A 21,603-nucleotide genomic window follows, 5' to 3' on the forward strand; every position below is an offset into this window, starting at 1 on the left:
AACCCAGCCATGCATGTAGGTTTAATTCGATTCCTTGTCTGTAAAGGGGTTGTGCGAGGTTTTCATCTGGATGCGCATGGGCGTACCCGTGAGGTCGAACTCCTTGCGAAACCGCCCTTCAAGATAGCGTTTGTACGACTCACTGACATGCTCAAGGGAGTTGCCGTGGATGATGATGATGGGCGGGTTCATGCCGCCCTGGTGCGCATAACGCAACTTGGGACGGAAAACACCCGAACGCTGGGGCTGCTGGAATTGCACGGCCTCCAGCAGCAGGCGGGTCAGCACAGGCGTGGACATCTTGCGGTTGGCCGACGCATGCGCCTGGATGATGGATTTCCAGACCGGCGCCAGGCCCTGGCGCTTGATGGCGGATATCTGGTGAATGGACGCGAACTTCAGGAAAGACAGCCGGGTTTCGATGGAGCGGGCCAACAGTTCGCGCTGGTAGCTGTCAACGGCATCCCATTTGTTGACGGCCAGCACCACGGCGCGACCGCTTTCCAGAATGTAGCCAGCAATATGGGCATCCTGGTCTGTCACGCCCTGTGTCGCATCCAGCAGCAGCAGCACCACATTGGCGTTTTCAATCGCCTGCAGGGTCTTGACGACGGAGAATTTCTCGATCGCTTCAAAAACCTTGCCTTTGCGCCGCAAGCCGGCTGTATCAATCAGCTCGAACTTCTGCCCTGCGCGTTCAAACGGCACCGAAATGGCGTCACGCGTGGTGCCGGGAAGGTCAAACGCCACCAGGCGCTCTTCGCCCAGCCAGGTGTTGATGAGCGTCGATTTGCCCACATTGGGCCTGCCGGCCACTGCCAGCCGGATTACGGACGGGTCTTGCGGCTCAGCCTCTTCATCGGGTTCCGGCAGGTTCAGCAAGGCCAGCGCACTGTCAACCAGCGTGCGCATGCCCTGGCCGTGCGCGGCCGATACCGCCAGCACCTCACCCAGGCCCAGTTCAAAAAACTCCGAAAGCTGCACGCCTTCGGTCATGCCTTCGGCCTTGTTGGCGGTCAGCAGCGCCGGTTTGCCCAGCTTTCGAAGGTATTTGGCAATGTCGTGGTCCTGCGCGTTGACGCCGGCGCGGGCATCAACCACAAAGATAACCACATCGGCCTCGGCCACAGCCTGCCGGGTCTGCTTGGCCATCTCCTTGTAGATGCCGCTTTGCGCATCGGGCTCGAAACCACCGGTGTCGATCACGATGTATTCGTGCTCACCGAGTTTTCCGTTGCCGTAGTGACGGTCACGGGTCAGGCCGGCAAAGTCGGCAACGATGGCGTCGCGCGTCTTGGTAAGCCGGTTAAAAAGCGTCGACTTGCCTACATTGGGGCGGCCCACCAGGGCGATAACAGGTTTCATCGAAGCATTTCATGCGACCAAAAGGTCATTCAGGTACAAAACCGTACACACCACCGTTGCGGGTCACCGCAATCAGGGTGTTGCCGGCCAGCGTGGGCGCCGCAGCAATGCCGGAGCCGTCTGTCGTAAGCCGGTTCAGTGCGGAACCGTCTTCACGCGACAAAAGGTGAATAAAACCGGCGGAATCGCCGATCGCCACCGAACGTCCAACCACCAGCGGCGCCGTCAGGTGACGATAGCGCAGGTTGTCCGTCGTCCAGGCACGCTCGCCATCCGCACGGCGCCACGCCAGCACAACGCCGTCGGATTCGGTGCCAAACAGGAAACGGTCGTCGCCATGAATGCCTTCTGCGCCATTGGCAGGTTTTGTCCACAGCAAACTGCCGCGTGCGGTGTTGACACAGCCAATGCTGGCCTGGAATGCACGGGCGCACACGATGTCGCCATCACGGCTGACACGGCCAACCAGGTCGACCAGCCGCTCCACGTCGTTGATGCCGCGCGGCGAAGCAATCGGCGCCTCCCAGCGAATGCTGCCGTTGGAGGGGTTCAGGCCCGCCAGCCGGCCCGAGAGGCCTACCACCAGCGTGTCGCCAACGGCAAGAAGCACGCCCGATTGCCGCAGCACCAGCGGCTCGGTAGGCCGTTGTTGCGTCCACAATTTGCGGCCCGTCTGGCCGTCGAAGGCGTTGACCGACCTGTCGGCCGCCAGCACAAAAACCCGCCCGCCGGCGACAAATGGCGAGGTATAGGCCTGGGCGTTGAGTTTCTGGCGCCAGATCTCGCGGCCATCCTGGATCGCGACGACTTCGTTGGCCTGCGTCACCACGGCGGCGACTTTCCCGTCGCTGCCCACGCCTGCGGCAATCGGCGCACCGACCGTCGTACGCCACACATCGCCACCGGTGCGTGCATCGAGCGCGGCTACGGAGCCGTCATTGCCCGCCACAAACACCGTGCTGCCCGAAACATTGATGTCGAGTGGAAAGGTCACGGGTCCAATCCGGCTGGTCCATGCCTGTTTGGCCGACACCACGCCACTAACGGCTTGCAACGTGGCAGGTTGCGGCTTGGTTGGGCTGCTGAAAAACGAGAACACCGAGCAACCGGACAAGGACGCTATGAAAATAATAGCTAGCGGCGCGCGCAGGACGGAGGCCAGAGGCCTAAAAGGCTTGAAAATCATTTTTTAACCCCGGAATCGGCTGCTGGGATGGCAACGGCGGCAGGATCTACACCCAGCGCGTTGAGCTTGACCTCGACCAGGCGCCGGTATTCTGCCCGCTCGTCCAACCCTTTGTAGGCCTTTTCGTACTCTGCCTTGGCTTCATTTTTCTTGCCTTGCGCCGCCAGGATGTCACCCCGCCGGTCAGCGGCCAGGGCCACAAAGTCCTTGGGGAAAGAACCAGACACCAGCTTCAGGGCCTCGTCGTAGGCCTTGGTTTCCATCAGCATGCCGGCCAGGCGCAGCTTGGCGATGGACTGGTAGCCTTCATCGGAAGCCTTTTCGGCAACCCAGCTCAAAGCAGCCCTGGAAGCATCGGCATTGCCTTTGTCGTAGTAGACCTTGGCAGCCAGAAGCCCGGCCTGCCCGGCATAAACAGTACCGCCAAAACGATCCTTCATGTCAGCCAGCGAGCGATCCAGACGGGCGGTGTCGCCGGACTGGACGGCGCGTTCGACCTCGTCGTACATGACCGCAGCCTGCGATGCCTGCCGGCCCTGCCAGTAGTGGTAACCGTTCCAGGCGGCAACAGCACCAAAAACGACAATCAGCACCCAGGTAATGATGTCGCCATATTGCTTCCAGAAATGCTTGAGTTCAGCAACTTGCTCTTGCTCTTCCAGATCGAGATGTTTTGCCATAAATGTCTGTTTGTTCTGCCCGATAACGGCGCGGATTGAATTGTGGTGATTGTAGAGGGCCGGGACAGGCCCCCGGCGGCTTAGCCGCGCAAGGTGTGTGCCCAGGCCGCCACATCGCCCAGCGGCTGCAACGCCTGCGCCTGCAGGTCCTGGTCTTTTTCGCCGCGCAGGTGTTTGACGGCGACGCAGCCCTGGGCAAGTTCGTCCGTGCCGAAAATCAGCGCATGGCGCGCACCGCTGCCGTCGGCCTTCTTGAATTGGGATTTCATGCTGCCCAGGCCTTCACCCGTGCCAGCGTGCATCTGCACATTGACGCCGGCGGTGCGCAAAGCTTCGCAGGCCGCCATCGCGGCTGGCATCTCCTGCGCCGACGGCACAATCGCGTAGGCGTCGGGCGCGCTCGCGGGCGGCAGCACGCCGACCGCCTCGAGCAGCAGCAGCATGCGCTCCACGCCCATGCCCCAGCCGACCGCCGGCGTCGGCTTGCCGCCGAGCTGCTCGAACAGGCCGTCGTAGCGCCCGCCGCCGCAGACCGTGCCCTGCGAGCCGAGCTTGTCGGTGATCCATTCGAACACGGTGAGGTTGTAGTAGTCCATGCCGCGCACCAGGCGCGGATTGATGCGGTAGGTCAGCCCCACCGCGTCGAGCACCGCGCGCACCGCGTTCAGGTGCGCGAGCGAGGCCTCGCCGAGGAAGTCCATCAGTTGCGGCGCCGCTTCGACGACCGCCTGCATCGCGGGATTTTTCGTGTCGAGGATGCGCAGCGGATTGCTGTGCAGCCGGCGCTTGGCGTCTTCATCCAGCACATCGGCATGCGCCTCGAAGTGCGCGATCAGCGCGGCGCGATGCGCCATGCGCTCGCTGGGCTGGCCCAGGCTGTTCAATTCGAGCCGCACGTGTTCCATCGGAATGCCCAGGTCGCGCAGCAGCGCCCGGCACATCAGGATCTGCTCGGCATCCACGTCGGGCCCGGCAAAACCCAGCGCTTCGACGTCGATCTGATGGAACTGGCGGTAGCGCCCCTTCTGCGGCCGCTCGTGGCGAAACAGCGTCACCGCCGACCAGACCCGCATCGGCCCGTTGTACAGCGCGTTGTGCTCGATCATCGCGCGCACGATGCCGGCGGTGGCCTCGGGGCGCAGCGTGAGCCTGTCGCCGTTCATCGAGTCCACGAAGGAATACATCTCCTTCTCGACAATGTCGGTCACCTCGCCAAGGCCGCGCACGAAGAGCGCCGTCGGCTCGACGATGGGCGTGCGCACATTGGCGTAGGCATAGCGCGCCATCAGCGCCCGTACCTTGGCCTCGAACCACTCCCAGCGGGCCGATTCGGGCGGCAGGATGTCGTTCATGCCTTTGACGGCGGTCAGTTTTTCAGTTTTGGCCATAGGCGATTTCTCCGGTTTACCGGATGTCAGTTTTTCGTCCATGAAGTTCAGATGGCCAGGGCCGCAGGCTGCGTGCCAAAGCGCTTTTCAATGTAGTTTTCAACGATGACGCGGAACTCCTGCGCAATGTGCTCGCCGCGCAGGGTGACGCTCTTTTCGCCGTCAATGTAAACGGGTGCGGCAGGCGCCTCGCCGGATCCCGGCAGGCTGATGCCGATGTCGGCATGCTTGCTCTCTCCCGGGCCGTTGACAATGCAGCCCATGACGGCGACCTTGAGTTTTTCAACGCCAGGGTACTGGGCCCGCCAGACGGGCATCTGCGCCCGCAGGAAATTGTCGATTTCCTGCGTGAGCTCCTGAAAGGTCGTGCTGGTGGTGCGCCCGCATCCCGGGCAGGCCGTGACGCTGGGCACAAAACTCCGCAAGCCGATAGCCTGCAGGATTTCCGATGCGATCACCACTTCCTGGGTACGGGCCTCACCGGGCTGCGGCGTCAGCGACACACGAATGGTGTCGCCTATGCCTTCCTGCAACAGGATGGACAAGGCAGTCGCCGAAGCCACCGTGCCCTTGGTGCCCATCCCGGCTTCCGTCAAGCCAAGGTGCAGCGCGTAGCTGCTGCGCCTTGCCAGTTCACGGTAAACCGAAATCAGGTCCTGCACGCCGCTGACCTTGCAAGACAGGATGATCTGGTCACGGTTCATGCCCATCCCTTCAGCCAGGCGTGCCGAATCGATGGCCGAGGCGATGAGCGCTTCGTACATCACCTGTTTGGCATCCCATGGCGTGGCCCGGGCGCTGTTTTCATCCATCAAGCTGGCCAGCAGTTCCTGGTCGAGGCTGCCCCAGTTCACGCCGATACGCACGGGTTTGTCCCAGCGCATCGCGGCTTCGATCATCTGGCCGAACTGCCTGTCATGCTTGTCGCCCTTGCCTACGTTACCGGGGTTTATCCTGTATTTGGACAGGGCCTCGGCACAGGCCGGATAGTCTGTCAGCAGGCGATGGCCGTTGTAGTGGAAGTCGCCGATCAGAGGCACGTCAATGCCCATTCGGTCAAGCTGCTCGCGCACATACGGCACGGCTTGCGCAGCTTCAGGGGTATTGACCGTGAGGCGGACCATTTCAGAGCCCGCCAGCGCCAGTTCCTTTACCTGGATCGCCGTGCCAATCGCATCGACCGTGTCCGTGTTGGTCATGGACTGCACACGCACAGGAGCATCCCCCCCTACGGTAACCACACGGCTTCCCCATACGACCCGCGCCTGGCGGGAACTGCGGGCCTTGGGAAAGGCAACTTCAATCGGACTGCTTGACGGCACTACTTCACCTCAAATCGCGCAACATTGTCCCTGGCGAAGGCACTTAAATCAAAGGCCTTGCCGCGTACCTGCACCTGCGTGGCATCGGCCCGGCCGACGACAGCGGCAAGCGGCAATGCCCCCGAGGCACCGGCAACCTCACCGGCATTCAGGGTCCGGCGCAAAACAACCAGTCCCTTGGAGTCGGTCACTTCAACCCACGACTCGCTCTTGGCACTGAACACGACGATGCCCGTCGATGGCGTGACCAAAGCCGCGCTGGCAGCGCCAGCCGGTGCCGCCAGCGCCTGCGTTGGGCTACCGGCTGCCGGAGCAACAGTTGCCGGCGCAGGAGAAACCAGCACCGTCGGCGTAGCCGGCAAGCGGGATGCCTGCACTGGCAGGGCCGCGCTGGCCGAAGCGGCAGCCGGCAAAGGGATGTCGCTGTCAATTTTTGGCGGCTTCGCCATATCTTCGCGGCCTGCTTCAGCCAGGACGACAGCAGCCACAGCATCGGCCGACTCGTTGCTCACAGGACGGAATGCCAGCTCAGGCTGCGCATCATTGCCGCCGGTCTTCACCGCCGGCAGCAGGATAAGCACCAGCGCCCCCAGCAGCAACACCAGGCCGGCAAGCACTGCAGGCCGGGAAATCTGGGCCCAGATCGACGGGCCGGGCCCATCGCTGGGCGCACGAAACGGCGCATTGATGCCCGTCCCCGGATGCGTCAGCCTGGGGCGGCCCGTTTGCGGCAAACGCTGAAGTATGGGCGCGGCGTCTATCTTGAGGGTACGGCAAACACTGGAGGCCAAGGCACGAACAAACACGGCATCCGGCAGCAGGTCAAAACGGTCAGACTCCAGAGCCTCCAGTTTTTTGACAGGCACCTTGAGGGAAACGGCCAAAGCGGCAATATGCAGGCCGGCCGCTTCGCGAGCCTGCCGGAGCAGCACGCCGGCGCTGACGGAATCGCCAGCATCGGCCGGCGAATTTTCTGGCGGGGATGGTGCGGCAAGTTCACTCATTGAAGGCACCTTTCTCATAGGCAGCAGCTTCCCGTGACTGCCCGTAACGCTTTTTCAATTGGTCTCCCAGTTGGGATACGACTTCGCGATTGTTCAGGCGCTGCTCAATCTTCATGCCCAGCCACAAGGTTTCGGCATTGGCAAGTTCACTGTTGTTCAGGCGCCGGATATAAAACTGGGCGCGCGTCAGTTCGCCACGCTCGTACAGCAGGTGCGCAAGGTTGTAACCGGTCAGGGGATTGCCGGCATCCATCTGGTAGGAGCGGGTAAAACTTTGCTCGGCTTCAGCGAGTTGCCCCGCACGCACCTGGCAGACGCCTTGCGCCATCAGGCTTTTGGCCTGTCCACCGTATGTAGGGTTGGCGATGGCCTGCCCAAACATCTGGAAGGACTCACGGTAGCGGGCCTGCTGGCACAAGAGCCAGCCGTAGTTGTGTGCCACGTCGGCATCCCGCGGATTAAGCGTCAAGGCGCGGCGAAAGCTGTCCTCGGCCAGGGGAATGTCGTTCAGACGCATGTACACCAGTCCGCGCAGGTTGTAAGCCTCTGCGAAATTCGGGTCCGCCACCAATGCCTGCTTGAGCTCATCCAGCGCAACATTGGTCTGGCCCTGCTCGAAATAGCCGCTTGCAAGCTCAAGCCGCAGGCGCGCACGCCTGCGCGTGTCAGGCTCATCGGACTCGGTCACGATGTCCGCCTTGCCACCGGCCATGCTGGATACACCCTGGTTATGGGCGCAACCAGTCAGCAGGACGGCGCCCCAAAAAGTGCAAATCCAGGCGGCATTGCCGAACAGTTTCATGTATGAATCCCTTTATCCACAACGACCTTGATGCCGCCGAGCATACCCTGCCGCTGTGACGCCATGCGCTCCCGCGCACCCGTGCGGTCCTGTACATCCCCTGCCAATTGCCCGCAGGCCGCGTCAATGTCGTCACCGCGCGTTTTCCTGACGGTCGTCACAAGGCCGGCATCCATCAGGATCTTTGCAAACGCCATCACCTGCGGCATGCCGGAACGCGTCAAACCGGAGGCCGGAAACGGATTAAAAGGAATCAGGTTGAACTTGCAGGACAGGCCTTCGCCGGCATGTTTTTGCATCAAGGCAAGCAGCTGCCTTGCATGCTCGGGCTGGTCGTTGACACCGTCCAGCATGCAGTATTCAAAAGTAATGAAATCACGCGGCGCGCTCTGCTGGTAACGGGCGCAGGCTTCAAGCAATTCCGCAATAGGGTATTTTTTGTTGAGCGGAACGAGGTTGCTGCGCAAATCGTCCGAAGGCGCATGCAGGGAAACGGCAAGGGCCACCGGGCAATCCTGCGCCAGGCGGTCCATCATGGGAACCACACCGGACGTAGACACCGTGACACGCCGGCGCGACAGGCCATAACCGTGATCGTCCAGCATGATGCGAAGAGCAGGGAGCAATTGCGAGTAATTCTGCAAAGGCTCGCCCATCCCCATCATTACGACGTTGGAGATGACGCGGTCTTCCTGCTTGAACTGTTGCCGCAAACTGTGCTCCGCAAACCACAATTGAGCAATGATCTCGGCCGTGGTCAGGTTGCGGCTGAAGCCCTGGTGCCCGGTCGAGCAGAACCTGCAGCCGACAGCGCAGCCCGCCTGCGAAGAGATGCACAGGGTCCCGCGATCGGACTCCGGAATGAATACGGTTTCAATGACATCTCCCGCACCGACGTCAAACAGCCATTTGACCGTGCCGTCCGCCGAATCATGCCGGGAAACGACCTTCAGCCCTTCGATGCAGGCAGAAGCCGGGAGCTTTTCGCGCAGGGACTTCGCCAGGTCCGTCATCTGGTCAAAACCGGATGCGCCCTTCTGGTGAATCCAGCGAAAGAGCTGGGTGGCGCGAAAGCGCTTTTCCCCAAGCTGCTCGCAAAATGCAGCCAAACCATCCAGATCGTAATTGAGCAGGTTGACCGTCATTTCATGGCACGCAGCAGAAAACTGCCCCAAGCATGCGGCGACCCCTGCAAGGGGAGGCGAAGCCTGGGAGCAGACATGCTTAACGCGAGTAGATGTTCATGCCGGGGAAGAAGAAGGCGATTTCCGCCTGAGCAGTTTCAACGGCATCGGAGCCGTGAACAGCGTTGGCATCAATGCTGTCGGCAAAATCAGCACGAATGGTGCCGGCAGCTGCTTTCTTCGGATCGGTAGCGCCCATCAGGTCGCGGTTCTTCAGGATGGCGCCTTCGCCTTCCAGTGCCTGAATCATGACAGGGCCGGAAACCATGAAGGAAACCAGGTCCTTGAAGAAAGGACGCTCCTTGTGCACGGCGTAAAACGCCTCGGCTTCGCCCTGCGACAAATGAGCCATTTTGGCCGCGACAACTTTCAGGCCGGCAGCTTCAAAGCGTGCATAGATTTGACCGATGACATTTTTTGCCACTGCGTCAGGTTTGATGATGGAGAGAGTGCGTTCGATTGCCATTTGTTTTCCTTGATTTCTGGAGATATTCAGATATGAATACAGCCTCTGATTTTAACCTGCGGGATATGACCTTACCGATCGCCACCCCGTCTGCATGGCGTCTATCGCCCTGATTTTTCCGAAGATCAGCGATTACCGCCACGGTTGCCGCCACCGCGGTTCCCATTGCGATTTCCGCCGCCGCCGCCACTGCCACCACGGCGCTGACCACCACCGGCGCCACCCATGCCAGAACTGCCGCCGCGGCGCTGGCCCTGGGCCTCGCGCTGACGGGTGAATGTGTCGGCACCGATGTAACCAAACGATGTCTTCATGGGATCGGGCTGCGCTGCACCACCACCCTTGTCATTTCGGTCACCGCGATCATCACGGCGCCGCTGCCCCTGCCCGCCTGCATTTCCACCGGCATTACGGCCAAAACCAGCCGGCGGTTGCGGAGACCTCGCACCCGGCCCGAAATTTCCGCCTCCCTGGGCACGCCCATTGCCGCCCCGGCGCCTGTTGCCACCGCCGTTGCGCGGCGCACCGCTACGCGGCTCCGGGGGCTGCAGCTCATGCGGATCCTGTCCCTCACCTTCGGACTGCCCGGAAGCTTCCGGCTGCACTGGCAAAGCCCTGGATGCCGAGTCGGTTGTGGATGAGCGCCCCCGCCCGCCACGCGAGCGGTCACCCCTGCGCGGGCCGCGCCCCTGGCGAACCTCCCCAGCCTCGCCATCCCCGGACGACGTCTCCTGGTTTTTAAGCTCACCGCGCGGATCGGCGCGGGACTCCGAGCGAACGGCCGCACTCGTCAGCGCCCAGATATCACGCTCATCAAGTTCAACAAATGCGCCTCGTTTGAGGCCGCGAGGCAGCACCACGGCGCCATAACGAATGCGGATCAGCCGGCTCACTGCGTGGCCCACCGCCTCAAACATGCGCCGGACTTCGCGGTTCCGGCCTTCAGACAGGGTCACCTTGTACCAGCAGTTCGCGCCTTCACCGCCGCCGGCCTCTATGGATGTGAATTGCGCGTTGCCGTCATCCAGCATCACGCCCTCAAGCAACCTTTTCTTTTCTTCGCTGCTCAATGCACCAAGCACGCGCACAGCATATTCGCGCTCAAGGCCAAACCGGGGGTGCATCAGCTTGTTGGCCAGCTCTCCCGAGCTTGTCAGGAGCAGCAAGCCCTCTGTGTTCAGATCCAGGCGCCCGACGGATTGCCACTTGCCATGAAACAGCTTGGGCAGACGCCGAAAAACGGTAGGCCGGTTTTGCGGATCGTCATGCGTCACCACTTCGCCTGCCGGCTTGTGATAGGCGATCACCCGCGGCGGCGGCGGATCTATGCGCACCCGTATGGGCTTGCCATTGACCTTGACGGTATCGCCAAACTGGATGCGCTGCCCGATGTGGGCGGGCTCACCATTGACGGAAATACGCCCCTCGAGGATCAGTTGCTCCATCTCTAGACGCGAGCCCAAGCCGGCCTGGGCCAGGACTTTGTGCAGCTTTGGCGTTTCGGGTTGCGGGGACAACACCCGCTTGGACATTTCCAGCGCAGGGTCGGCCTCATCGGCGTCAAACTGACCCGTGACAACCTCCTCGAAACGCGCAGCCGCTATGGATGCTTTTCGGGTTGCCGGGTCACCCCTCACAGAGGCTCCAGACTCGTTGCCCGCATCATGGGCAGGCGTCACTTCAGGAATCACAGAGTCTTGCAGCAACACATCCGGGAGCGCGGCCTTGCCAGCAGTATCGCCAACGGGCACGGGAACAGGCTCAAGAGGCGCTGCGGGATCCTGATTGTCTGATGGGGTCATGTTCTTGCATTCATACGTTTATGTCGTCAGGCGGCTGCATTTCAAGGCCGGCATCGCCCATGCCGGCCCCCAGGTCTTGTGTATCTTCCGCGGCAAAGGCCCCCTGGGCTTCGACAGCCAAAAGGTCACCATCAACGGGCTCCGCCATTGCGGCAGGATCGGTTGCCGGGGCAACCGGCTCGGCAATCCCAAACTCGATCTGCTCAAGCATTGCCGCCTGCCCCGCACTGTTGTCCATGGCAGGCAGTTGATCCAGCGAGTCCACACCAAGATCGTCCAGGAACTGCTTTGTCGTCGCGTACAGCGCAGGCCGGCCCACTGTTTCGCGGTGACCGATCACCTCTACCCAGCCACGATCTTCAAGCTGCTTGAGGATCAGGCTGTTAATTGTCACGCCCCGGATATCCTCCATGTCACCCCGGGTTACCGGCTGCCTGTAGGCAATGATGGCCAGCGTTTCAAGCGTCGCCCGCGTATAGCGCGGCGGTTTTTCGGGGTGCAGCCTATCCAGGTACTCCCGCATCTGCGGCCGGCTCTGAAAACGCCAGCCTGTGGCCACATGAACAAGCTCGGCCCCACGGCCGGACCAGTCGTTTTGCAAATCCTCAAGCGCAAGCTTGATGCTGTCGGCCGTGAGTGCCCCGTTGAACAAAACACCCATCTCTCGGAGCGGCAGGGGCTGCTGAGCGCAAATGAGTGCCGTTTCGAGGACGCGCTTCGCATCCATCGTATTCATGTTTTCTTGTTTCCGAAAAAGGTCGGGTAGAGCGCCCGCAGGCGCGACTCACATGGGAGCGCGATACCTGTGCAAAAACCACTTCGCCAGTGGTAACCGTACCGCGGAAGCCTAAACTTGCCCCCCCCGATTGTATCTCAGGCCCAAACTGGCAATCGCGGCCTCCATATCGGCGGGCAGGGGCAAATTGAATTCCAGCGGTTTTGCCGTTACCGGGTGCACAAAGGCCAGCCGCCAGGCGTGCAGGGCCTGCCGCTCCAATCCCGCAGCAGGCTGGCCGCCATACAGCACATCAGCTACAAGGGGATGGCCCAGGGCGGCCATGTGAACGCGTATCTGGTGCGTACGGCCCGTATGCAGCTTGCACTGCACCAGGCAATGCCCTGTCCCGCTGCTCAACACGGAAATGTCAGTTGTGGCCGTTTTGCCTGGATGCCTGTCCATATCCACAACAGCCATTCGCAGCCGGTTTCTCGGGTCGCGCCCAACCGGCAGGTCAACCCGACGTGTTTTCGGGCCCTGCCAGGCGCCATGCGCCAGGGCAACGTACTGCCTGCTGACGCTGCGCGCCGCAATCATGCTGACCAGCTGGTCCATCACCTGCCTCTGGCGCGCAACCACCATCAGGCCACTAGTGTCCTTGTCGAGACGGTGCACGATGCCGGCACGCGGCAAAAGGGAAGCCTGGGTATCCCGCGCCAGCAAACCATTAAGAAGCGTGCCGCTCCAGTTGCCCGGCGCCGGGTGAACCACCAGGCCCGCCGGTTTGTTAAGCACCATCAGGAAATCATCCTCAAATACCACATCCAGTGCCATGGCCTCAGGCTTGAATGCCTGGCTCTGGGGCGTCGGTTTCAGTTCAATCCTGAGTTCATCCCCGGCCTTTACCCCGCTTGACGGCTTGACTACCGTCAGGCTATTGAGCTGGACAGCGCCCGCTGCTATCAACTGCTGCAGGTAGCTGCGGGAAAACTCGGGAACGGCCAGGGCTAATGCGCGATCAAGGCGCGAACCATGACTCTCCAGAGGCACACTCACCTGGCGCAATTCGACGTCGACAACACTGTCTGCGTCATCATGGACATCGTCTGCGGCATCCGCCGCCAGCGCCGCGCTCGATATAATCAATTTGCTTTGTTCCGAGTCAGTCATTAGTAGAGGTCGATCGCAATGTTTCCTGCCAAATTATCGGTTGTTCCCAGTGCATCACCGCTTGCTGCTGCCGTCTTAGCCCTTTGTGCAGTCCTCGCTGGCTGCTCGAGCAAGCCTGTGGACCCCACAACAAACTGGAGTCCCAACAAGATCTATTCCGAGGCCAAGGACGAAATCCGATCCGGCGGTTACGAGAAGGCGATCCCTCTTTTTGAGAAACTGGAAGGACGTGCAGCCGGTACGCCGCTGGCACAACAGGCGCAGCTTGAAAAAGCGTATGCACAGTACAAAAGCAATGAGCCCGCCCAGGCCATTGCGACACTGGACCGCTTCATCAAGCTTCACCCGTCCAGCCCTGCGCTGGATTACGCGCTTTACCTCAAGGGCCTGGTCAACTTCAACGACAACCTTGGACTCTTTGGCGCCATCTCGCGCCAGGACTTGTCCGAGCGGGACCAGAAGGCCGCCAAGGAATCATTTGAGTCCTTCCGGGAACTGGTCACCCGCTTTCCCGACTCCCGTTACACGCCGGATGCACGCCTGCGCATGACGTACACCATCAACTCCCTGGCCCAGTCCGAAGTGCATGTAGCGCGTTACTACTTCAAACGTGGCGCCTATGTGGCCGCCATCAACCGGGCACAAACAGCCATTGCCGATTACCGCGATGTGCCTGCACTCGAAGAGGCCACCTATATCGTCTACAAGTCCTACGATGCACTGGGAATGACACAGCTACGGGACGATACAAAACGGGTACTGGAAAAAACCTACCCGCAAAGCGAATTCCTGACCAAGGGCTTCAGGGCTATTGACAATCCCTGGTACAAGTTCTGGTAAGGGCATCAAGCCGGTCCAGCAACTGGCTTTCGGAATGCAAGCGTTCCATGGGCGGTAGCGCCCTCACCAGACGCTTGCCATAGCCCATCGAACTCAGCCGGGTGTCACAAACCACCAGCACGCCCTGATCCGTTTCACGGCGAATCAAGCGCCCCGCCCCCTGCTTCAGGGCGACGGCAGCTTCTGGTAAAAAATAATCATTAAACGAACTTCGGCCTTCGGCCTCCAGCGCCCTTGAACGCGCCTCTGCCATGGGGTCATTCGGCGGAGGAAAAGGCAGTTTGTCAATAATGACCAGTTGAAGTGCCTCGCCCGGTACATCAATCCCTTCCCAGAATGAAGCAGAGGCGACCAGCACGCAACCGCGCTGCCCATCTGCATTGCCCTGGCGAAACCGCTCAATCAAAACCCTTTTGGGCATGGCGCCTTGCACAAGCAACTCGATGTCGCCTGAGCTCTCAAACGCCAGTTGCAGGGCATCCCCTATTGTTCGCAGCGCCCTGAGGGTGGTCGTCAGCACCATAGTGCGCCCACCCAGTCGCCTGATCCATTCCGCAGCAGATTTTGCGATCGCCACCGGATGGGAAGGGTCCGACGGTTTGGGAATGTTTTGCGGAATATAGAGCGCCGACTGTTGCGAATAATCAAACGGGCTGCCTACACGCAAAACCCGCGCCCCGTCCAGGCCGCAAGGCTGTGTAAACCAGCTTAACTTGTCGTCATCACCCAGGGTCGCCGACGTGAATATCCAGGACTTGGCAGACTCACCCGATGCACCGAGCAGTTTGGTTTTCACTGCCTCCGCGATATTCAATGGTGATTCCACCAGCCTCAGTTGTGTCCCCACGTCCACCCAGCGAACACAGCCGGGCTCGCAGGCTTCGGCAAAGCTTCGGGCCCGCTCTGCGAGGCCCACAGCACGCTCATGCAGCCGGACAAAGTCCGGTGCAATTTCACTCACCGTTTCCAGGGCAACACAAGCCTGGACAAATGCCGCATGCACGCCATCCAGCGCCGCCGCCCAGGCAGCTTCACCAATACTTTCCGGCGCTTGCGCAGTCCAGCGCAACTTGGCACCAGGATAGCTCTTGCCCGCGCAAAGCCTGAGCTCTCGGGCAGCCTGCTCGCAGCCACCCACGACTTTCTGCCAGTCCACCAATCCCCTTGCGAGCTGCAAACCCGCACCAAGCAGATCCCGGCAAAAATCAAGCAGTTGACCCGTTGTCAGATTCCTGCCCAGGAATTGCACGCCGGTTTCATTGAGCTGGTGGGCTTCATCAAAAATCGCGATCCGCACAGAAGGCAGCAACTCTGCAACGCCAGATTCGCGCACGGCCAGGTCAGCGAAAAAGAGATGGTGGTTGATGACCACAACATCGGCGGCCAATGCCTCCCGCCGGGCAAGGTTCACATGGCACGCGCGAAACTGCGGGCATTGCGCGCCAAGGCAATTTTCACGCGTAGAGGTGACCAGAGGAATAAGGGGCGATCGCTCATCCAGGCCGGGCAACTCGGCCAGATCGCCGGCTTTGGTGAACTGTGCCCATTCCTCTATTTTGGCCAATGACCTGGCCGAAGCACGATCAACCGGGCTGGCATCCTGACGCGCAAGCGCCAGACGATGCAAACAAACGTAGCTTGCCCGCCCCTTTAACAGCGCAGTGCGTACCGGCACGCCCAGGGCCTCGACAAGCCGGGGTAAATCCCGGCCGAACAACTGATCCTGCAAGGCCTTGGTCGCAGTCGACACAAGCACGCGCTCGCCACTCAGCAGGGCCGGCACAAGATATGAAAATGTTTTACCAACACCGGTGCTGGCTTCCACCACCAATGCCTCGGAGTCCTCAATGGCACGCGCTACCGCAAGCGCCATTTCAGTCTGTCCACTGCGGGCTACAAATTGGTCTGCCGCGCGGGACAGCATGCCATTCGGGGCAAAAGCCTCCTCGACCTCCAGCTCAAGGCTCATCAGGCGGGCTCTGGCGGGTCAAGCGACAATTCGAGCTGCGATATCTGGTCTCGAAGAAGCAGGCGCCGTTTTTTGAGGCGCCTGAGCATGATTTCGTCGATGGGCGTTGCATGTGCCGTAATATCTATCAGCGCATTCAGGTCTGCATGTTCGATTTTAAGTTCGATCAGACGCCGTTCCGGTGAGTGTAAATTTAAGTCCAAGGTATTTATCTGGGCACGCTGCTTGCTCTGATAATACGTTGATTACCGATATAAATCGAGTCCCAGCGACCCGACACACTGCAAGATGTCAAAAGGTTACCGAATTACAGCATCCACGGGTATCCACAAGGGAGACCGTGACTATCAGCAGGACCAGGTCAACCTGATCAGCCATCAGCGTGTTGCAGGCTGCATACTCGGTATCGTTGCCGATGGCATGGGCGGGCGCAGCGGCGGCCGCAAGGCGTCGGACCAGGTCATGATGACGGCCAAGCAGCTTTTTGAGCGTTACTCGCCTGACAGCGACGATGCGCCTACCATGCTCAAGCAGATCGTTGAAGAGGCGCACATTGTCATCAAGCTGACCGCCATCTCCGCCGAGCAGGAGCCGCACAGCACACTGGCCGCATTCCTTATCAACCCCGCCGGGGATTGCCACTGGGTGCATACGGGCGACTCACGCATCTACCATTTCCACGGCAGCAAACTGGTTTACCGCACGACGGACCATTCATACGTTCAAACTTTGGTCGACAAGGGCGAGATCACCGAAGAAGAAGCCAATGTACATCCCCAGTCGAACATCCTGATGGGTTGCCTGGGCACAGAAGACGCGCCGCCCGTCAGCCATCACTTCATTCCACAGTTACGCCCGGAAGACGTTTTGATCGCCTGCAGTGACGGCGTATGGCATTACTTCAGCCCCAGCGAAATGGGCTCGGCGCTGTCCATGCTTTCACCAAGGGAAGCCACGGAGTTCCTGGTCCAGAAAGCCAGGTCACGCGCCCGAGGGGGTGGCGACAACCTGTCCCTGGTCATCGTCAAGCTTGAGCCGCTGGGCCAATAAGCGGATTACTCCGGCGTCGGCAAGGACTTTGCAGGTGGCTTGGTCTGATTGAGCCTGTCGCGCTCATGCTGGGCCTGGCGCTCTTTGGCTTTTTCCTGCTTCTCATTGAATTTTCTGGCTTCCTCTGCTGCAGCGGCCTGTTTGGTGCTGCGCTCACCCGCTTTTTCCTGGTTGCTTTTGACACGGTTGGCCGCGGCATCGACATTGCTCTTCTCGTTCGACTGGGCCGTCGCACGATCCGCATTTTTCTGCCTCTCACGCTCCAGCCTCGACTCATGGTCCTTCAATGAAGATGCCCGTTTGTCAGCGGCCTCCTGCTGCTTTTCGGGGGACATCTTCTCCTCGGTCTTGCGCATCTGTTCTGCGCCCCGGGCCCTCCGGTCATCCGCGTCCAGGGAAGTCTCCTGGCGCCGCAAGTCGGCCAGCGCCTCCTGATGGACGATTTTGATCTTGTCCAGGCAGTTGTTGACCAGGAATTTTTTGTAGCACGCAGCACTTTCCGCTGCATATTTCGACTCAAGCCTTGCACGCTCGACACTGATGCGCAGGCGCTCCGCGTCCGGCGTGGCCTGCATTGCCGTAGCAGACGGCGCAACCGCGGCTGCAGTTTGCGCCTGCACTGCAAAACCCCAGGCTGCCCATAACAGTAGAACGATAAGTTTGTTCATGTCAATGTTGTGTCCACATCCCTGCGTTCCAGCGCCAGGAACTCGACGGACTGCATTTCATTGAGCCTGGAAATCGTACGCGGGAACTCGTGCGACAGTGGCCCCTGCGTGTACAACGCCTCGGGGGGGACCTCCGCCGACATGATGAGTTTTACACGCCTGTCGTAAAGCACGTCCACCAGCCATGTAAAGCGCCTGGCTTCCGAAGCCATCCGTACGGGCATGGCCGGCACATCACTCAGAAGCACGGTATGGAACTGAGTGGCAATCTCCAGGTAATCATTCTGGGAACGTGGGCCGCCACACAGGGTCTTGAAGTCAAACCAAACCACACCACCCGCCTTGCGCCGCGCCTGTATCTGGCGGGACTCGATTTGCAGCACGGGGTTTTCGTCCTGTGACTCGGCCAGGCGGTTGAAGGACTCGGTCATTTCCGCATCCACCTCTGGTCCAAGCGGCGTATGGTAGAGCTTGACCTGCTCCAGGGTGCGCCGCCTGTAGTCCGTGCCGTTGTCCACGCTTAGCACTTCCAGCCGGTCTTTCAGCAGCGCTATGGCCGGAAGGACGCGGTCCCTGTGCATACCGTTCGGATACAGGTCATCAGGATGGAAATTGGACGTGGTGACAAAGCCCACACCATTGTCAAACAGGGCCGCCAGCAGGCGGTGCAGGATCATGGCGTCCGTGATGTCCGCTACATGAAACTCGTCAAAACAGATCAGGCGATAGCGCTTGGCAATGCGTTTACCCAGTTCATCCAGTGGATTGGCAATGCCCTGAAGCTCGCGCAACTCCCGGTGAACCTCACGCATGAACTCATGAAAATGCAGCCGGGTTTTGCGCTTGAGCGGCACGGCACCGAAAAAGCAGTCCATCAAAAAGCTCTTGCCCCGCCCTACCCCGCCGTACATGTAAACGCCACGCGGAATGTCCGGCCGGTTGATCAGCTTCTTGAAGGCATTGGAGCGCTGCTCCTTGTAGGCGGCCCATTCGCTGGCACAACGCTCCAGCGCATCAACCGCGCGCAGTTGCGCAGGGTCACTGGTGTAACCCCTTGTTGCGAGTTCAGCCTCGTAGGCTGCGCGCACCGGCCCTGTCACGCGACAGCCGCCGCCGGGGGCAGCAATGACAGGTCAGTGCAGCGCGTAGGGACAAACATCACTCAGAAATTCAGCGTGCGCTTGTCCACTGCCAGAGCAGCTTCTTTTGTTGCTTCGCTGAGCGATGGATGGGCGTGGCAGATGCGTGCAATGTCTTCACTGCTGGCACGGAACTCCATGGCCACCACGCACTCGGCAATCAGTTCGCTGGCCATGGGGCCGACGATGTGCACGCCGAGAATTTCATCGGTTGCGGCATCCGCGAGCATTTTCACCATACCCGTGGTGTCTCCCAGAGCCCGCGCACGGCCATTGGCCAGGAACGGGAAGGTGCCGGCCTTGTAGGCGCGGCCGGCGGCCTTGAGCTGCTCTTCGGTCTGTCCAACCCATGCAATCTCGGGGTTGGTGTAGATCACCCAGGGAATGGTGTTGAAGTTGACATGCCCGTGCTGGCCGGCAATACGCTCGGCAACAGCAACGCCCTCTTCCTCGGCCTTGTGCGCAAGCATGGGGCCGCGCACCACATCGCCAATCGCCCAGACATTGGGCAAATTGGTTTTGCAATCGCCGTCAACCACAATGGCGCCGCGCTCATCCAGCGCCAAGCCTACCGCTTCGGGTGCAAGGCCTATGGTGTTGGCAACCCGGCCAATCGAGATGATGAGCTTGTCGACTTCCAGCGTCTGGGCTTCGCCCTTGGCATCGGTGTAGGCAACGCTCACGCCCTTCTTGCCGTTGTTCTTGACTTCGCCGACCTTGATGCCCAGTGCGATCTTCAGGCCCTGCTTGTCAAAGGCCTTTTTCGCTTCCTTGGCAATTTGCTGGTCAACCGCACCGAGAAAAGTCGGCAAGCCTTCAAGCACCGTGACTTCGGAACCCAGGCGCCGCCAGACCGAACCCATCTCCAGGCCGATCACGCCAGACCCGATCAGGCCCAGCCTGGCCGGAACAGCACCGATACGCAATGCACCGTCGTTCGACAGAATGTTTTCTTCGTCAAACGGGGCACCGGGCAAGGCACGCGCATTGGAGCCCGTGGCCACAATAATGTGCTTGCCGGAAATCACTTCCTCGGCAGCGCCTGCAACCTTGATCTCGTAGGCGCCATCTTTTGCTGCAGCAAAAGAGCCGCGGCCATGGAAAAAAGTGACCTTGTTCTTCTTGAACAGGTAAACGATGCCGTCGTTGTTTTGCTTAACGACGGTGTCCTTGCGGCCAATCATCTTCGCCACATCCAGGCCCAGGCCCTTGACCTCAATGCCATGCTCGGCAAAGTGATGGCTGGCGTGGTCGTAGTGCTCCGACGATTGCAGCAAGGCCTTGGAAGGAATGCAGCCGACGTTGGTGCAGGTACCGCCCAGGGCGGGCCCGCCCTTGGCGTTTTTCCACTCGTCGATACAGGCGACGTTGAAGCCGAGTTGCGCAGCGCGGATGGCGGCGATGTAGCCGCCGGGGCCACCGCCTATGACGATGACGTCGAATTGTTTGGACATATTGATTCCTTGGTTGAAAGCGTAGCGAGCGGCCTCAGGGCAAGGCGCGGGTGGCGGGCAACCGGAACGTACTCCAGGTACGTGAGGATTGCCCGAACAGGACCCGCAACGCCGCCATGTGGTCGCGCAGTAGCTTTAGATATCGAACAGCAGGCGTGCCGGATCTTCCAGCGCTTCCTTCATCGCAACCAGGCCCAGGACAGCTTCGCGGCCGTCGATGATGCGGTGGTCGTAGGACATGGCAAAGTAGTTCATCGGGCGCACCACAACCTGGCCGTTTTCGACCATGGCGCGGTCCTTGGTGGCATGCACTCCGAGGATGGCGCTTTGCGGCGGGTTGATGATCGGTGTCGACATCATGGAGCCGAAGGTACCGCCATTGCTGATGGAGAAGGTACCACCGGTCATGTCTTCAATGCCGAGCTTGCCATCCTTGGCCTTCTGGCCGAATTCAGCGATCTTTTTCTCGATATCGGCAAAGCTCATCTGGTCAGCATTGCGCAGGATGGGCACCACCAGGCCGCGCGGCGAACCGACGGCAATACCGATGTCAAAGTAGCCGTGGTAAACCACGTCATTGCCGTCCACCGAGGCGTTCAGTACCGGGTATTTTTTCAGAGCGTGCACTGCCGCCTTGACAAAAAAGCTCATGAAACCGAGCTTGACGCCGTATTCCTTCTCGAACTTTTCCTGGAAGCGCTTGCGCATTTCCATCACGGGCGCCATGTTGACTTCATTGAAGGTCGTCAGGATGGCGTTGGTCGATTGCGACTGCAGCAGGCGCTCTGCGATACGTGCGCGCAGGCGGCTCATGGGGACGCGCTGCTCCGGACGATCGCCGAGGTCGGCAGCCTTCGCAGGAGAGGCCACTTGAGGCAAGGAGGTGGTTGGGGCACCCGTTGGGATTGCGCTGGCAGCTACGGATTTGCCAGCACCCAAAACATCACCCTTGGTAACGCGGCCGTCCTTGCCGGTTCCGGCAACAGAGCCTGCGGCCATGTTGTTGTCTGCCATCAGCTTGGCAGCGGCCGGCATGGGAACGCCAGCCATGGAGCCGCCGGCAGCAGGTGCCGCTGCAGGCACAGAAACGCTTGCCGCGGCAGGAGCGGCTACGGCGGCAGCAGGTGCCGGTGCGGCAGCGCCAGCTTTGCCTTCGGTATCAATTTTTGCGATCACCTGTTCGGCAGCCACGGTGCTGCCATCGGCGACGACCAGCTCAACCAGCACGCCGGCCGATGGCGCGGGGACTTCCAGCACGACCTTGTCGGTTTCGATTTCGATCAGGATTTCATCGATGGCGATGGCATCGCCGACTTTTTTCTTCCACTGCAGCATGGTGGCTTCTGCCACGGATTCGGACAACTGCGGGACTTTAACTTCTACGATAGCCATGGTA

At 60.5% G+C, this 21,603-nt stretch carries 20 protein-coding genes; 2 read left to right on the forward strand and 18 right to left on the reverse strand.

What is annotated here, in order from left to right; genetic code table 11:
* Nucleotides 1-21: 21 nt before the first annotated feature.
* The 12 genes from der to ACFQND_RS16955 all read right to left on the reverse strand — a co-directional run bounded on the left by der (nucleotide 22) and on the right by ACFQND_RS16955 (nucleotide 13,087).
* On the reverse strand, nucleotides 22-1,365 hold the full coding sequence (gene der, locus ACFQND_RS16900) for a ribosome biogenesis GTPase Der (RefSeq protein ID WP_371435335.1): 1,344 nt from the start codon (nucleotides 1,363-1,365) through the stop codon (nucleotides 22-24).
* 25 nt (nucleotides 1,366-1,390) lie between these two features.
* Nucleotides 1,391-2,551 carry an outer membrane protein assembly factor BamB gene (gene bamB, locus ACFQND_RS16905; RefSeq protein ID WP_371435334.1) on the reverse strand — a complete coding sequence of 387 codons (1,161 nt, stop codon included), beginning with the start codon at nucleotides 2,549-2,551 and terminating at the stop codon, nucleotides 1,391-1,393.
* Complete coding sequence (locus tag ACFQND_RS16910; RefSeq protein ID WP_371435333.1) at nucleotides 2,548-3,231, reverse strand: YfgM family protein; 684 nt, start codon at nucleotides 3,229-3,231, stop codon at nucleotides 2,548-2,550. The genes bamB and ACFQND_RS16910 overlap by 4 nt, the downstream gene beginning before the upstream one ends.
* A gap of 80 nt (nucleotides 3,232-3,311) precedes the next feature.
* The gene (hisS, locus tag ACFQND_RS16915) at nucleotides 3,312-4,661 is read right to left on the reverse strand and encodes a histidine--tRNA ligase (protein ID WP_371435332.1); all 1,350 of its coding nucleotides are present in this window, start codon (nucleotides 4,659-4,661) and stop codon (nucleotides 3,312-3,314) included.
* A 5-nt stretch (nucleotides 4,662-4,666) separates the two neighbouring features.
* Nucleotides 4,667-5,941 carry a flavodoxin-dependent (E)-4-hydroxy-3-methylbut-2-enyl-diphosphate synthase gene (gene ispG, locus ACFQND_RS16920; RefSeq protein WP_371435331.1) on the reverse strand — a complete coding sequence of 425 codons (1,275 nt, stop codon included), beginning with the start codon at nucleotides 5,939-5,941 and terminating at the stop codon, nucleotides 4,667-4,669.
* A complete protein-coding gene (locus ACFQND_RS16925; RefSeq protein ID WP_371435330.1) occupies nucleotides 5,941-6,945 on the reverse strand; it encodes a helix-turn-helix domain-containing protein in 1,005 nt (334 codons plus the stop codon). Before ACFQND_RS16925 ends, ispG begins: the two co-directional genes overlap by 1 nt.
* On the reverse strand, nucleotides 6,938-7,747 hold the full coding sequence (gene pilW / locus ACFQND_RS16930) for a type IV pilus biogenesis/stability protein PilW (RefSeq protein ID WP_371435329.1): 810 nt from the start codon (nucleotides 7,745-7,747) through the stop codon (nucleotides 6,938-6,940). The genes ACFQND_RS16925 and pilW overlap by 8 nt, the downstream gene beginning before the upstream one ends.
* The gene (gene rlmN / locus ACFQND_RS16935; protein ID WP_371435328.1) at nucleotides 7,744-8,892 is read right to left on the reverse strand and encodes a 23S rRNA (adenine(2503)-C(2))-methyltransferase RlmN; all 1,149 of its coding nucleotides are present in this window, start codon (nucleotides 8,890-8,892) and stop codon (nucleotides 7,744-7,746) included. The genes pilW and rlmN overlap by 4 nt, the downstream gene beginning before the upstream one ends.
* A 79-nt stretch (nucleotides 8,893-8,971) precedes the next feature.
* Entirely contained in the window at nucleotides 8,972-9,397 is a 426-nt protein-coding gene (gene ndk / locus ACFQND_RS16940) for a nucleoside-diphosphate kinase (protein ID WP_371435327.1), read from the reverse strand.
* 125 nt (nucleotides 9,398-9,522) lie between these two features.
* On the reverse strand, nucleotides 9,523-11,199 hold the full coding sequence (locus ACFQND_RS16945) for a pseudouridine synthase (protein WP_371435326.1): 1,677 nt from the start codon (nucleotides 11,197-11,199) through the stop codon (nucleotides 9,523-9,525).
* Nucleotides 11,200-11,209: 10 nt separating this feature from the next.
* Entirely contained in the window at nucleotides 11,210-11,935 is a 726-nt protein-coding gene (gene scpB / locus ACFQND_RS16950; protein WP_371435325.1) for an SMC-Scp complex subunit ScpB, read from the reverse strand.
* 111 nt (nucleotides 11,936-12,046) lie between these two features.
* Entirely contained in the window at nucleotides 12,047-13,087 is a 1,041-nt protein-coding gene (locus tag ACFQND_RS16955) for an RluA family pseudouridine synthase (RefSeq protein WP_371435324.1), read from the reverse strand.
* Between the two features lie 18 nt (nucleotides 13,088-13,105).
* Between ACFQND_RS16955 and ACFQND_RS16960 the strand changes: the two genes are divergently transcribed.
* Nucleotides 13,106-13,927, forward strand: a complete 822-nt coding sequence (locus ACFQND_RS16960; protein WP_371435323.1) for an outer membrane protein assembly factor BamD — start codon at nucleotides 13,106-13,108, stop codon at nucleotides 13,925-13,927.
* Here the strand turns inward: ACFQND_RS16960 and ACFQND_RS16965 are convergent.
* Both ACFQND_RS16965 and ACFQND_RS16970 read right to left on the reverse strand, forming a co-directional pair.
* The gene (locus tag ACFQND_RS16965) at nucleotides 13,896-15,896 is read right to left on the reverse strand and encodes an ATP-dependent DNA helicase (RefSeq protein WP_371435322.1); all 2,001 of its coding nucleotides are present in this window, start codon (nucleotides 15,894-15,896) and stop codon (nucleotides 13,896-13,898) included. The two genes, ACFQND_RS16960 and ACFQND_RS16965, sit on opposite strands and share 32 nt — an antisense overlap.
* Nucleotides 15,896-16,099 carry a DUF465 domain-containing protein gene (locus tag ACFQND_RS16970; RefSeq protein ID WP_371435321.1) on the reverse strand — a complete coding sequence of 68 codons (204 nt, stop codon included), beginning with the start codon at nucleotides 16,097-16,099 and terminating at the stop codon, nucleotides 15,896-15,898. Before ACFQND_RS16970 ends, ACFQND_RS16965 begins: the two co-directional genes overlap by 1 nt.
* 85 nt (nucleotides 16,100-16,184) lie before the next feature.
* Between ACFQND_RS16970 and ACFQND_RS16975 the strand changes: the two genes are divergently transcribed.
* Entirely contained in the window at nucleotides 16,185-16,946 is a 762-nt protein-coding gene (locus ACFQND_RS16975) for a PP2C family protein-serine/threonine phosphatase (protein ID WP_371435320.1), read from the forward strand.
* A 5-nt stretch (nucleotides 16,947-16,951) separates the two neighbouring features.
* On the opposite strand, the gene ACFQND_RS16980 is transcribed toward ACFQND_RS16975, so the two are convergent.
* The 4 genes from ACFQND_RS16980 to odhB form a co-directional block, all read right to left on the reverse strand.
* The gene (locus ACFQND_RS16980) at nucleotides 16,952-17,614 is read right to left on the reverse strand and encodes a hypothetical protein (RefSeq protein ID WP_371435319.1); all 663 of its coding nucleotides are present in this window, start codon (nucleotides 17,612-17,614) and stop codon (nucleotides 16,952-16,954) included.
* The gene (gene zapE / locus ACFQND_RS16985; protein ID WP_371435318.1) at nucleotides 17,611-18,714 is read right to left on the reverse strand and encodes a cell division protein ZapE; all 1,104 of its coding nucleotides are present in this window, start codon (nucleotides 18,712-18,714) and stop codon (nucleotides 17,611-17,613) included. Before zapE ends, ACFQND_RS16980 begins: the two co-directional genes overlap by 4 nt.
* A gap of 62 nt (nucleotides 18,715-18,776) precedes the next feature.
* Complete coding sequence (gene lpdA, locus ACFQND_RS16990) at nucleotides 18,777-20,207, reverse strand: dihydrolipoyl dehydrogenase (RefSeq protein WP_371435317.1); 1,431 nt, start codon at nucleotides 20,205-20,207, stop codon at nucleotides 18,777-18,779.
* 135 nt (nucleotides 20,208-20,342) lie between these two features.
* Nucleotides 20,343-21,599 (reverse strand): 2-oxoglutarate dehydrogenase complex dihydrolipoyllysine-residue succinyltransferase, encoded by a 1,257-nt coding sequence (gene odhB / locus ACFQND_RS16995; protein ID WP_371435316.1) that lies wholly within the window; start codon nucleotides 21,597-21,599, stop codon nucleotides 20,343-20,345.
* Nucleotides 21,600-21,603 lie beyond the last annotated feature (4 nt).

Origin of the sequence: Polaromonas aquatica (assembly GCF_042659145.1) — a bacterium.
Classification (GTDB): domain Bacteria; phylum Pseudomonadota; class Gammaproteobacteria; order Burkholderiales; family Burkholderiaceae_C; genus Polaromonas; species Polaromonas aquatica.